Here is an 11507-nt window from a genome sequence, read left to right on the forward strand (position 1 = left end):
GCCGGGTTGTTGCCGCGGATCGCAGATCGCGTGGCGCGCGGCGTCGGCGCTGAAGCAGCGGTTCCGCGGCCAGTGGCAGGATGCCGGCGGGTCGCGCGCGATCGACCGCAGGAAGCCTGCCGGATGAGCGGCAAGAGCGGCGACGAGCGCCCCGCGGCAACCCCGCAGCCGCCGCCCGAGGCCGGCCTGCCGGCGGCCACCGGCAGCCGGCGGCCACAGGCGCCGGTGCGCCGGCTGTCGAGCCGGCGCCGCTTCCTGCGCTCGGCGTTCCTCATCGGCGGCGTTCTCGGGCTGGCGATGCTCGGCTACGTGCCGGTCGCCGGCGCCCACCGGACGCGCCTGCGGCCGCCCGGTGCGCTCGAGGAAAGCGACTTCCTCGCCTCGTGCATCAAGTGCGGACAGTGCGTGCAGGTCTGCCCGGTGGCGGCGATCCGGCTCGACGACATCGACAGCGGCTTCGGCGTCGGTGTGCCGTGGATCGATGCGCGCGCGCAGGCCTGCGATTTCTCCTGTGATGCGGTGCAGTGCGTCCTCGCCTGTCCGACGGGCTCGCTGACCTATCGCAAGCCGGCCGCGCTGCTCACCCGTCCCGGCATGCCGCTGGCGCGGGCGCCGCTGCTCAAGGCGAAGGCGAAGGACCCGGAGCCGACGCTGAATCTGCCCGAGCGCATGGGGATTGCCCGCCTGTCGCGCCCCGACTCGTGCCTGGCGGTACAGGGCAAGGGTTTTCGCGGCCAGGCTCGCGGCGCCGACTTCCGCGGCAGGCTGCGTTACGTCGAACGCGACCGCTGGCGCCCGGTGGCCGTTCGCGACCACCCCTACGAGCGCGATCTGTGCAACCTGTGCGTCAGCGAGTGCCCGATCGGCGAGGCGATCACGATGCGGGTGACGGTGGCTGCCGACGGCAGCCGGCAGTACCGGCCGCAGGTGCTCGAGCAGTGTGTCGGTTGCGGCGTCTGCGAGATGATCTGCCCGGTCGATCCGGCAGCGATCGTCATCGCTGCCCGCCAGCCGTGGGAGGGCTGATGAGCGCCAGCGAACGCCTGCGTGTCATGTTCGGCGCCGCGCCGCAGAAGCCGGAGCGGATCACACCGGCAGCGCAGCAGGTGCACCAGCTGAAGCGGATGACCAAGGCCGACTTCGCGGCGCTCAAGCAGCATGCGCACGACCACCAACTGGTCAACCACAAGTGGCGCAACCGCCGCTGGGCGGTTCTGATCCTCGTCAACCTCCTGTTCACCTTCTCCTTCTGGCTCGACATCCAGATGCTCGAGGGCTCGCTGACCGCGTCGCGCTTCGTCGGCTTCCACCTGATCGACCTCAACTCTGCGCTGCAGGTGATGCTGGCGCACCGGCACGTCATCGTCAATCTGTTCATCGGCACGGCGACGGTCTTCGTCCTCTGGGTGGCGCTCGGCGGCCGCTCCTTCTGCTCCTGGGTCTGCCCGTACCACCTCGTCGCCGAATGGTTCGAGTGGCTGCACCTGAAGCTGGTGGCGAAAAAACTGGTCAGCGACCACGAGTTCCATCGTGGCGCGCGCAGCATCTTCTGGCTCGCTTTCGCACTGCTCGCGCTGCTCAGCGGCTACACCGTCTTCGAGACCATCTCGCCGACCGGCATCCTGTCGCGGGCGCTGATCTACGGACCGTCGCTGGCGCTCGGCTGGGTGCTGCTGCTACTGGTTTTCGAGGTGCTCTACTCACGCCGCGCCTGGTGCCGCTACGTCTGCCCGATCGGTCTGACCTATGGTATGGTCGGAGCCATTTCACCGCTGCGCGTCGAGTACCGGCTCGAGCACTGCTTCCACGAAGGCGATTGCCGCAAGGTCTGCCTGGTGCCGCACGTCCTCGACGTCGTCATCAAGGGGCGCGCCGCCGAGCTGAAGACGCCGATCGGACCGGATTGCACCCGCTGCGGGCTGTGTGTCGATGTCTGCCCGAGCGGTGCGCTGGTCTTCGACGTCAAGGGCCTCAACAGGCTGCTCTGAACAGGGTTGCGCATGATCCGTCTCACCAACGTCGGCAAGGATTTCCGGAAGCAGCGTGTGCTCGACGGGGTCAACCTCGAGATCGCCCCGGGCGAGCGGATCGCACTGATCGGATCGAACGGCGCCGGCAAGACGACCTTGATCCGCTGCCTGCTCGGCGAGTACACGCATCAGGGCGAGGTGACGATCGCTGGCCTGGCACCGCGCGGCGAGCGCACGCAGGTGCTCGGCAAGGTCGGTTTCGTGCCGCAACTGCCGCCGCCGCTGAAGATGCCGGTCGGCCAGCTGCTCGGCTTCGCCGCCGCCGTCTGCGCCACCGACGCCGAGCGCATGCACGCGCTGGCGCGCCGTCTCGGCCTCGACGTCGGCGGTATCCTGGCGCGGCCGTTCAATCGCCTGTCCGGCGGCATGAAGCAGAAGCTGCTGATCGCCATCGCGCTGGGCCGCGATACTGAACTGCTGGTGATGGACGAGCCGGCCGCCAACCTCGACCCCGAGGCGCGCCACATCTTCTTCAGCCTGCTCGCCGAGCGCCTGGACAGCACGACGATGATCATCTCCAGCCACCGCCTGGACGAAGTCGCGCCGCTGGTCAACCGGGTGATCGAGATGGACACCGGCCGCATCGTCCTCGACGACCGCGTCGCCGAGGAGTCGCGCCTGTCGACCCTGTTCGAGGTCCATCTGACGCTCGCGCGCGCCGACGCGGCGATCGCCCGCACCCTCGGCAGCTGGCAGTTTGCCGACCGGCGGGCCGGCGTCGAGTGGCACGGGACGGTGTCCGGCGCCGATCGCCTGCGCTTCTTCGGCATGGTTTCGCGCTACGTCGGCCTGCTGTCGCGCATCGAGATGCACGAAGTCGACGCGGCGGTCGTCCTGCAATGAAGCGACGCCGATTCCTCGCGATCGTCCCGGCCGCCGTCGCCGGTCCTTGCTGCCGCAGCGTGCTCGGCGGCGGCATGGCGGCGGGGCTCGGCGGCTGCATCGGCGAGCCGGCGAGCGGTCCGGTCGACATCAAGTGGGACCGCGAGGTCGACCCACGCTGCGGCATGGTGATCAGCGACCGGCGCTTCGCGGCGCAGATCCGCGCGCCCGGCGGCAAGGTGGCGAAGTTCGACGACATCGGCTGCGCCGTCTTCTGGCTCGCGCAGCAACCCTTCGACGAGCAGACGCCGCAGCTCGAGTACTGGGTCGCCGACTACCGCAGCGGCGCCTGGATCGATGCCCGGCGGGCGCACTACCTGGCGGGGAAGAAGAGCCCGATGGGCTATCACTTCGCCGCCCTCGCCGTCGCCGAGGAGGGGACGATCGCCTACCCCGAGATGAAGGCGCGCATCGTCGCGCGCGGCAAGTGAGGCGCCGGCGATGAACCCGCTCCTCCTCACCGCCCGCCTGGACATCGTCGAGTCGCTGCGCGCCCGCTGGTTCCTGATCTACAGCCTGGTCTTCGGCGGCATCGTCGCGCTGCTCTTCGCCTTCGGCCTGACCGAGTCGCGCGTGCTCGGATTCATCGGCCTGTCGCGGCTGCTGGTGACCTACATCCAGCTGACGATGGCGATCCTGCCGGTCTTCGTCCTCATCACCACCGTCCGTTCGGTGGCCGGCGACCGCGAGGCGGGCGTCTTCGAATACCTGCTGTCGCTGCCGGTATCGCTGTCGGCCTGGTTCTGGGGCAAGATCCTCGGCCGTTACGTGGTCATCTTCCTGCCGGTGTTCGTCGCCATGCTGGCTGCCGTCCTCTGGTCGCTGTTCCGCTCGATCGAGGTGCCGTGGGCGATGTTCTTCTACTACACCGGCCTGCTGGCGGCGATGGCGTGCTGCTTCCTCGGCATCGGCATGCTGATCTCGACGCTGGCGCGCGGCACCGATGTCGCCCAGGGTGCGGCCTTCATGGTCTGGCTGACGATGCTGCTCTTCCTCGACCTGATCCTCCTCGGGGTGATGATCCAGGGGCGGGTGACACCCGAGGTGGCGGTCGGCATCGCCCTGCTCAACCCGCTGCAGGTTTTCCGCACCGCGGCGCTGGCGATGTTCGACCCGCAACTGATCGTCCTCGGGCCGTCGGCCTACGTCATCCTTGATCTCTTCGGCAGCAGCGGCTTCCGCATCTATGCGCTGCTCTATCCGACCGCCGTCGGCACGCTTGCTGCCGTTGCCGGTTACCTGAGCTTCCGGCGCAGTGACCTGCCGTAGCCGACTGTCGCGCCGACCGTGGCGTCCGCTGTCGCGCCTGCTCGCCACGGCCCTCTGCGTGCTGCCGCTGGCGACCGCGAGCGCCGCCGAGCCGCCATCGACGGCGCCGTTCTTCGCGCTGACGCTCGCCGATGCCGACAACCGGCCGCTGCCGCTGGCGTCGCTGCGCGGCCAGCCGCTGCTGGTCAACTTCTGGGCCCGCTGGTGCGCTCCCTGTCGCAAGGAGATTCCCGAGCTCGCCGAGCTGCAGAGGCGCTACGCCGGCCGCGGGCTGGTCGTCGTCGGCATCGCCGTCGAGGAGGCCGACAAGCGCGTGGCGCTGGCCGAGTTCGCGCGGGCGCATGAGCTCGACTATCGCTGGCTGATCGGTGGCACCGAACGCAGCATCGAGCTGATGCGGGCGCTCGGCAACAGCAAGTCCGGACTGCCGTTCACCGTCTTCATCGGCCGTGACGGGCAACTGCAGCAGGCGCGGTTGGGCGCCATGAGCGGGGCGGAGATGGACGCGGCCGTGCGCTCGCTGTTCTGAGCGGCAGACGGCGCGGCAATGGCGACCACCGCTGTTGATGCTCGTTGCCAGCCGGGGCCGGCTGTGGCGATAATTGGCGGCTGCGATCGCGCATCGGCGTTGCCGGAACCTGCTCCGGCAGCACCTCGTGAAGGATCAAGATGAAGAGACTGCTGTTCCTGCTGTCGTTCCTGCTGCTCGCCGGCTGCGCCGCGCCGACCCTGCGCGGTACCGGCGACCTCGGTGTCGTCATCGAACGCGGCAGCGGCCACGTGACCCTCGTCGACACCACGCAGCGGCAGCCGTACGCGCGCATCGGCGGCCTCGGCGACCTGTCGCACGCGTCGGTGGTGTTCTCGCGCGACGGGCGCCATGCCTACGTCTTCGGCCGTGACGGCGGGCTGACCAAGATCGACCTGCTGCAGGCGACGATCGTCCGCCGCGTGCTGCAATCGGGCAACGCGATCGGCGGCTCGATCTCGCAGGACGGACGCATCGTCGTCGCGCAGAACTACACCCCGGGCGGCATCAAGGCCTTCGACGCCGGCACGCTCGAGCTGCTGTCGGAGGTGCCCGCCGAGTATGCGCCGGGCAGCTTCTCGAAGGTCGTCGGCCTCGCCGACCTCAGCGGCAACCGCTTCGCCTACGCGCTGTTCGAGGGCGGCGAGATCTGGGTCAGCGACCTCTCCGACCCGAGAAGGCCGCAGACGCAGCGCTTTGCCGCCGGCCTGCAGCCCTACGACGGGCTGGTGACGCCAGATGGCCGCTTCTACCTTGCCGGCCTGTTCGGTGAGGACGGCGTCGCGCTGCTCGACACCTGGCTGCCGGAGCAGGGCAGTCGCCGCATCCTGCAGGGCTACGGGCGCGGCCAGGAGAAGCTGCCGGTATTCAAGATGCCGCATCTGCGCGGCTGGTCGATGGCGCAGGGCCGTGCCTACCTGCCGGCGGTCGGCCGGCACGAGGTGCTGGTGGTCGATGGCGGCACGTGGCAGGAGGTCGGTCGCATCCCGGTCAAGGGGCAGCCGGTGTTCGTCATGGCGCGTCCGGATGGCCGCCAGGTCTGGGTCAACTACGCCTTCCCCGACAACGGCTGGGTGGAGGTGATCGATACGCTGAGCGGCAAGGTGGTGCAGACCCTTGCACCCGGGCGGGCGATCCTGCACATGGAGTTCACCCCGCGCGGCGAGCACGTCTGGCTCTCCGCGCGTGACGACAACAAGGTGCTGATCTACGATACCGCGCGCTTCGAAAAGATCGGCGAATTCCCCGCACAGGCACCGAGCGGCATCTTCTTCACCAGCCGCGCGGCGCGTACCGGATTCTGACGGCGATGATCGACAGCGGCGCCCTCGACTTCCGCCTGCTCAACGACTTCCAGCGCGATTTCCCGCTCTGCCCGGCGCCCTTCGCCGAACTGGCTTCGCGCCTTGGCGTCGGCGAAGCGCGCGTGCTGCAGGGGCTCGAAGCGCTGCGCCGTGAGGGCAAGGTCGCCCGCGTCGGCGCCGTTTTCGCCCCGAAGCGGATCGGCGCCAGCACGCTGGCGGCGCTGGCGGTGCCGTCGGAGCAGCTGGCCGCGGTGGCGGAGGCGGTGAATCGCTTCCCCGAGGTCAACCACAACTACGAGCGCGAGCACCGCTACAACCTCTGGTTCGTCGTCACCGCCGGCTCGGAGGGGCGGCTGCAGGCGGCCCTTGGCGCCATCGAGCAACTCGCCGGCCAGCCGCTGCTGCGCCTGCCGATGCTGCAGGAGTACCACATCGACCTCGGCTTCGCGCTGGGCGGCAACAGCCGGGCTAGCGACCGGAGCGTGCCGCCGCGGCAGCCCTTCGTGCCGCCGCAGGCGCTCGACGAGCGCGAACGTCGCCTGGTCAGCGCCCTGCAGGAAGGCTTGCCGCTGTTCATCCGGCCGTTCTCCGTGCTCGCCAGCCGCATCGGCTGCGACGAGGGCGAAGTCCTCGAGCGCATCCGCCGCTGGTGCGCCGACGGGATCATCAAGCGCTTCGGCGTCATCGTCCGGCATCACGAACTCGGCTACACGGCGAACGCGATGTTGGTGCACGACGTCCCCGACGGCGAGGTCGACGCGGTCGGCGAGCGTCTGGCGCGCGCCGAAGGCGTCAATCTCTGCTATCAGCGGCCGCGGACTCTGCCACAGTGGCCCTACAACCTGTTCTGCATGATCCACGGCCAGGCCCGCAGCGAGGTGGCGACGACCATCGCCGACTTGCGCCAGCGGCTCGGGCTGGGGAATTACGCGCACGAAATACTCTTCTCGCTGACCCGCTTCAAGCAGAGTGGAGCCCGCTATGCCTGAGCCGGTGCTCATCGACGAGGTGGACCGCGCCCTCATCGACCACCTGCAGGGCGGCTTTCCGATCTGCGAGGAACCCTACGCCGAGGTCGCCGGCTGGCTGGGAATCGGCGAGGCGGAGTTGCTCGAGCGCATCGAACGCCTGCTCGCGACGCGCGTCCTCACCCGCTTCGGGCCGATGTTCCAGGTCGAGCAGATGGGTGGCGCCTTCGTCCTGGCGGCGATGGCGGTGCCCGATGCCGACTGGCGGCGGGTGCGGGCGCTGGTTGATTCGCTGCCCGAGGTCGCCCACAACTACCGCCGCGAAAGCGAGCGCCACACGCCGTTCAACATGTGGTTCGTCCTCGCCACCGAGAGCGAGGAAGGAATCGCCGCCGCCCTGCGGCGGATCGAGGAGGGCAGCGGCTTGCCGGTTTTCGCTTTCCCGAAGCGGCGCGAGTACTTCGTCGAGATGAAACTCGAGGTGCGGCGATGAGCTGGCGACTCGACGACATCGACCGCCGTCTCGTGCTGGCGACGCAGGACGGTCTGCCGCTGGTGCCCCGCCCGTATCACCAGCTGGCGGCGCGGCTCGGGATCGAGCCGTCGGAAGTGATGGAACGGCTGCTGCGCATGCTTGCGCGCGGCGTCATCCGGCGCATCGGCGCCGTCCCCAACCACTACGCCATCGGCTATACCGCCAATGGCATGAGTGTCTGGGACGTTCCGGACGAGGCGATCGACGAACTCGGCGTGCGCGTCGGCGAACTCGACTTCGTCACGCACTGCTACCATCGACCGCGCCGGCTGCCGGAGTGGCCGTACAACCTCTTCGCCATGGTGCATGGTGGTTCGCGCGTCGAGGTGTTGCACCAGGTGGACGAGATCGCCCGCCTGCTCGGTTCGGCCTGCCGCGCGCACGACGTGCTGTTCTCGACCGAGATCCTGAAGAAGACCGGCCTGCGCATCGGCAGTTGAGGCGGCGGGCGTCGCCGCCGGCCGCCGGCAAGTGGCAGAAGGAGTGGAACATGGCTTCGATGCAGGCGCACAGGCGCAGCTTCATCCGCCATCCGGCGGACATCCCGCTCGCCATCGCCGTAGACGGCGCGCACCGCCGTTCGGCACCGCGGCTCAAGGACGTCAGCGAGGGCGGCCTGGCGTGCCTGAGTCGACGACCGCTGAGCGTCGGTTCGGCGGTGGTGCTCTCCATCCCGCTCGTGCAGCCGCCGTTTCGCGCTGCCGGGGTGGTCGTCTGGTGCCAGCGGCAGGGGGGTGCCTACGAGGTCGGCATCCGTTTCGCCGACGCCGACGACCTCTTCGCCGCGCGCATGGTCGAGCAGGTGTGCCAGATCGAGCACTATCGGCAGCAGGTCCGTCGTGACGAGGGTCGGCTGCTCGACGCCGAAGCAGCGGCACGCGAATGGATCGAGCGTCATGCCGCGAGTTTTCCGGCGCTCGGCAACGGCCGTCCGCACTGACGGGCAGGCGCGCGGGCGGGACGGATGGCGAAGGAGCGACTGCCGGTGACGCCGGCGATCCGCCTGCTGCGCGCCGCCGGCGTCGTCTTTTCCGATCATCCCTACGACTATGAGGAGCGCGGCGGAACCGCGGCCAGCAGCCGTGAGCTCGGCGTCGACGAGCACGCGGTGATCAAGACGCTGATCATGGAGGACGAGCACCGGCAGCCGCTGATCGTCCTCATGCACGGTGACCGCGAGGTGTCGACGCAGAAGCTCGCGCGCCGCCTGGCGGTCAAATCGATCGTTCCCTGCCGGCCGGAGGTCGCCAGCCGCCACTCGGGCTATCTCGTCGGCGGCACCAGCCCCTTCGCCACGCGCAAGCCGATGCCGGTGTATGTCGAGCGCAGCATTCTCGGCCTCGATCGGATTTTCATCAACGCCGGCCGGCGGGGCTACCTGGTCGGCATCGCGCCCGCGGTGCTCGTCGACCTGTTGCGGCCCGAGCTGGTCGAAGTCGCGGTCTGAAGCCTGCCGGTTGCCGCCAGCGCCGGTGCGGCGCGACCCGCGCTCTCAGCTGCCGCCGGCATCGCCGGCCGCAGCTGCCGGCGGCGTGATGCGGACGGCGAGCGGCTGCGAGCTGTCGAGGTGCAGGTCGCGCTGCGGGAACGGGATGGCGATGCCGGCGGTTCCCAGTCTCTTCTCGATCGCGTAGCGCAGGTCGCTGTCCACGCGGCGCCCCGGTGGCCGCTGCGGCCCGAGTTCGACCCAGAAGACCAGCACCAGGAGCAGCGCGCTGTCGGCGAAGTCCTCGAAGAAGACCTCCGGCGGCGGATCCTTGAGCACCTCGCCATGGTCGGCGGCGCAGCCGGCGATGATCTCGGCGGCGCGGCGGGTCGGCGAGCCGTAGGCGATGCCGATGCGGATTTCGCGCCGGATGCGTGGATTCGAGTAGGTCCAGTTGACCACCTGGTTCTCGAGAAAGCTCGAATTCGGGATCAGCGCCTCGACGCCGTCGAAGCCGCGCACCGTCGACGCGCGCAGGTCGACGGCGACGACGTGGCCGGTCGTTCCACCGAGCTGGATGATGTCGCCGACGCGGATCTTGCGCTCGAAGAGGACGATGATGCCGCTGATGACGTTCTTGATGATCGTCTGCGTGCCGAAGCCGACGCCGATCGCCAGCGCGCCGCCGAGAAAGGCGAAGACGGTCAGCGGGATGCGCGCCAAGTTGAGGATGAAGACCACCAGCAGCACGCCGAGCGCAATCATCGCCCAGCGGCGGATGACGCTGGCGAGCTGCTGGTCGACGCCGAAGCGCTGCACCATCAGCCGTTGCAGGCGCCGTGACAGCGCCGCGAACAGCCAGTAGCCGAGCAGGAAGAGGAGCAGCGCGCCGATGCTCTTGCCAATGGTGACGCCGTAACTGACGGTGACGCTCTTGCCATCGATGATCGTCGACTCGTCGACGGCGAACATCTCGAAGTTCCAGATCCCCTTCAGCGTCTCGCTGACCTGTGCGGCGGCCAGTTTCCAGTCGCCGTGGTGCGCCCCGTCGCCGCTGAAGCCGAAATCCGCCAACCAGCGTTCGAGCTGCCGCAGCAGGGTGGTACCCATCCGTTCGACCCGCTCGAAAGCGACGCTGCGCTCGCGCAGGGCGGCCAGCAGTTCCGCCTGCTGCGCCGCCGTCGCCGGGCCGGCAGTACCCGCCTCGATGCGGGCCTCCTGTTCGCGGAGGTCGGCGCGCGCTTCCTGCGCCAGCTGCTGCACGAGCTGGCGGCGGTTTTCGAGTTCATCGCGGGCGCGGGTCAGCCAGGTGACGACGGTCTGCCGGGTCGCCGCGTCGGGCGCCTGCAAGCCGACGTAACGCTGCGCCCAGGCGTCGATGCTCGCCTGCGCCAGCGTCTGCGCCCAGTTCAGCGCCAGCAGGCGGATGCGGTCGCTCTCCAGTCGCGCATCGAGCAACTGCAGGCGCTGTGCCGATTGCGCCGTGGCGCGGCCGGCGTCGGCGCCGGCGACCAGGCGTTCGCGCTCGGCCGTGCGGCGGCTGTTCTCGGCAAGCAGCTTCTCGGCTTCCGATTGCAGCTGCTTCAGCTCCCTGCGCAACAGCACCTGCTGCTGCTCGAGTTCGTCCTTGCTCAGTTCCTGCGCCGGCAGCACGCGCGCCAGAACTCGTTCCATCTCGCCGTCGCGTGCCTGCAGCGCCTTTCTTTCGCTGGCGATCTTGTCCTTCGCCAGTCCGATGGTCAGCAGCTGGGCCTCGGCCAGCTTGCGGCGCAGCAGGTTGGTGTCCCGGTTGTCCCGCTCGCGCTCCTTCTCCTCGTTGCCGCGCGCGCGGCTCAGCCGGTCCTCGGCCAGACGAACCGCTTCGCTCGCCTTGCGCTGCTCATCGAGCTGCCCGGTCTGCAGCGTGTCCAGGGCGCGGTCGGCTGCCGCCAGTCGCTGCATCAGGTGGCGCACGGCGTGCTGGGCGTCGCGCAACGCATCGACCCGCACCGCCGAGTACGGTCCCGCCCCGCTGAAGCTGGCGAGCAGTTCCTGCTGCTGCAGGTCGGGCGGTCGTGGCCGGGCGAGGTTGTCGATGTCGTCGAGCAGCTTGATCTGTTCGCCGTAGGAGACGACAAGGCGGTCGAGCAGCCGACGGCGCTCGCTGACCAGCGGATCCTCGGTGGGCCGCGCAACCCCTTGCTCGATCCGGAACGCCTCCTGCTGCCGGCGCGCCTCGGCCAGGTTGCGCGCCGCCTTGTCGCGCGGCTTCTCGGCCGGCTCGGCCGCCGCCGCCGGTGGCTCGCTCTTCGCCTTCGGCCAGGGGAACTGTGCCTCGGCCGGCGTGCCGACGAGCAGGAGGAGGAGGGCGAGGAGTGGCTGCCAGGCGAGCAGCGACCGCCAGCAGGCAGCAGGTGCAGCAGGCAGCAGGCGGCTGTGCCAGGGCGGCGAACGGTCGCGCCGACGACCGGGCGAACGCGATGCGCAGATGGCTGTAGCACCGGCGAGGGGAGCAGGAAAGCCGTTGGCGGGGGTTCTCATCATATGGCGGTCGATGGTAGCGCAAAGCGGACCCCGCATGCGGG

General features: G+C 69.5%; 13 protein-coding genes. 12 read left to right on the forward strand and 1 reads right to left on the reverse strand.

Going from position 1 to position 11507, the window contains the following annotated elements:
* The first annotated feature begins 123 nt into the window (after positions 1–123).
* The 12 genes from V5B60_RS15465 to V5B60_RS15520 all read left to right on the forward strand — a co-directional run bounded on the left by V5B60_RS15465 (position 124) and on the right by V5B60_RS15520 (position 8964).
* Positions 124–1026, forward strand: coding sequence for a 4Fe-4S dicluster domain-containing protein (locus V5B60_RS15465; RefSeq protein ID WP_332347902.1), 903 nt, complete (start codon positions 124–126; stop codon positions 1024–1026).
* Complete coding sequence (locus V5B60_RS15470) at positions 1026–1988, forward strand: NapH/MauN family ferredoxin-type protein (protein ID WP_332347904.1); 963 nt, start codon at positions 1026–1028, stop codon at positions 1986–1988. Before V5B60_RS15465 ends, V5B60_RS15470 begins: the two co-directional genes overlap by 1 nt.
* A 12-nt stretch (positions 1989–2000) precedes the next feature.
* On the forward strand, positions 2001–2873 hold the full coding sequence (locus tag V5B60_RS15475; RefSeq protein WP_332347906.1) for an ABC transporter ATP-binding protein: 873 nt from the start codon (positions 2001–2003) through the stop codon (positions 2871–2873).
* Complete coding sequence (locus V5B60_RS15480; RefSeq protein ID WP_332347908.1) at positions 2870–3343, forward strand: nitrous oxide reductase accessory protein NosL; 474 nt, start codon at positions 2870–2872, stop codon at positions 3341–3343. The genes V5B60_RS15475 and V5B60_RS15480 overlap by 4 nt, the downstream gene beginning before the upstream one ends.
* Positions 3344–3353: 10 nt before the next feature.
* Complete coding sequence (locus V5B60_RS15485; RefSeq protein WP_332347910.1) at positions 3354–4181, forward strand: ABC transporter permease; 828 nt, start codon at positions 3354–3356, stop codon at positions 4179–4181.
* Entirely contained in the window at positions 4168–4710 is a 543-nt protein-coding gene (locus V5B60_RS15490) for a TlpA family protein disulfide reductase (protein ID WP_332347913.1), read from the forward strand. Before V5B60_RS15485 ends, V5B60_RS15490 begins: the two co-directional genes overlap by 14 nt.
* 140 nt (positions 4711–4850) lie before the next feature.
* Complete coding sequence (locus V5B60_RS15495) at positions 4851–6014, forward strand: cytochrome D1 domain-containing protein (RefSeq protein ID WP_332347915.1); 1164 nt, start codon at positions 4851–4853, stop codon at positions 6012–6014.
* Positions 6015–6019: 5 nt separating this feature from the next.
* On the forward strand, positions 6020–7003 hold the full coding sequence (gene ahbB / locus V5B60_RS15500) for a siroheme decarboxylase subunit beta (RefSeq protein ID WP_332347917.1): 984 nt from the start codon (positions 6020–6022) through the stop codon (positions 7001–7003).
* Positions 6996–7475 (forward strand): Lrp/AsnC family transcriptional regulator, encoded by a 480-nt coding sequence (locus tag V5B60_RS15505; RefSeq protein ID WP_332347919.1) that lies wholly within the window; start codon positions 6996–6998, stop codon positions 7473–7475. The genes ahbB (V5B60_RS15500) and V5B60_RS15505 overlap by 8 nt, the downstream gene beginning before the upstream one ends.
* The gene (gene ahbB, locus V5B60_RS15510; RefSeq protein WP_332347921.1) at positions 7472–7957 is read left to right on the forward strand and encodes a siroheme decarboxylase subunit beta; all 486 of its coding nucleotides are present in this window, start codon (positions 7472–7474) and stop codon (positions 7955–7957) included. Before V5B60_RS15505 ends, ahbB (V5B60_RS15510) begins: the two co-directional genes overlap by 4 nt.
* A gap of 50 nt (positions 7958–8007) precedes the next feature.
* Positions 8008–8457, forward strand: a complete 450-nt coding sequence (locus tag V5B60_RS15515) for a PilZ domain-containing protein (RefSeq protein ID WP_332347923.1) — start codon at positions 8008–8010, stop codon at positions 8455–8457.
* A 24-nt stretch (positions 8458–8481) separates the two neighbouring features.
* Positions 8482–8964, forward strand: coding sequence for an aminoacyl-tRNA deacylase (locus V5B60_RS15520; protein ID WP_332347925.1), 483 nt, complete (start codon positions 8482–8484; stop codon positions 8962–8964).
* Between the two features lie 45 nt (positions 8965–9009).
* Here the strand turns inward: V5B60_RS15520 and V5B60_RS15525 are convergent, their stop codons facing one another.
* On the reverse strand, positions 9010–11466 hold the full coding sequence (locus tag V5B60_RS15525; RefSeq protein WP_332347927.1) for a mechanosensitive ion channel domain-containing protein: 2457 nt from the start codon (positions 11464–11466) through the stop codon (positions 9010–9012).
* Positions 11467–11507 lie beyond the last annotated feature (41 nt).

Source organism: Accumulibacter sp. (assembly GCF_036625195.1).
Taxonomy (GTDB): domain Bacteria; phylum Pseudomonadota; class Gammaproteobacteria; order Burkholderiales; family Rhodocyclaceae; genus Accumulibacter.

Excerpts from the sequence above, each read along its gene's own strand:
- V5B60_RS15465 (WP_332347902.1), top strand. The coding sequence starts at position 124 with ATGAGCGGCAAGAGCGGCGACGAGCGCCCCGCGGCAACCCCGCAGCCG.
- V5B60_RS15470 (WP_332347904.1), top strand. The coding sequence starts at position 1,026 with ATGAGCGCCAGCGAACGCCTGCGTGTCATGTTCGGCGCCGCGCCGCAG.
- V5B60_RS15475 (WP_332347906.1), top strand. The coding sequence starts at position 2,001 with ATGATCCGTCTCACCAACGTCGGCAAGGATTTCCGGAAGCAGCGTGTG.
- V5B60_RS15480 (WP_332347908.1), top strand. The coding sequence starts at position 2,870 with ATGAAGCGACGCCGATTCCTCGCGATCGTCCCGGCCGCCGTCGCCGGT.
- V5B60_RS15485 (WP_332347910.1), top strand. The coding sequence starts at position 3,354 with ATGAACCCGCTCCTCCTCACCGCCCGCCTGGACATCGTCGAGTCGCTG.
- V5B60_RS15495 (WP_332347915.1), top strand. The coding sequence starts at position 4,851 with ATGAAGAGACTGCTGTTCCTGCTGTCGTTCCTGCTGCTCGCCGGCTGC.
- ahbB (WP_332347917.1), top strand. The coding sequence starts at position 6,020 with ATGATCGACAGCGGCGCCCTCGACTTCCGCCTGCTCAACGACTTCCAG.
- V5B60_RS15505 (WP_332347919.1), top strand. The coding sequence starts at position 6,996 with ATGCCTGAGCCGGTGCTCATCGACGAGGTGGACCGCGCCCTCATCGAC.
- ahbB (WP_332347921.1), top strand. The coding sequence starts at position 7,472 with ATGAGCTGGCGACTCGACGACATCGACCGCCGTCTCGTGCTGGCGACG.
- V5B60_RS15515 (WP_332347923.1), top strand. The coding sequence starts at position 8,008 with ATGGCTTCGATGCAGGCGCACAGGCGCAGCTTCATCCGCCATCCGGCG.
- V5B60_RS15520 (WP_332347925.1), top strand. The coding sequence starts at position 8,482 with ATGGCGAAGGAGCGACTGCCGGTGACGCCGGCGATCCGCCTGCTGCGC.
- V5B60_RS15525 (WP_332347927.1), bottom strand. The coding sequence starts at position 11,466 with ATGATGAGAACCCCCGCCAACGGCTTTCCTGCTCCCCTCGCCGGTGCT.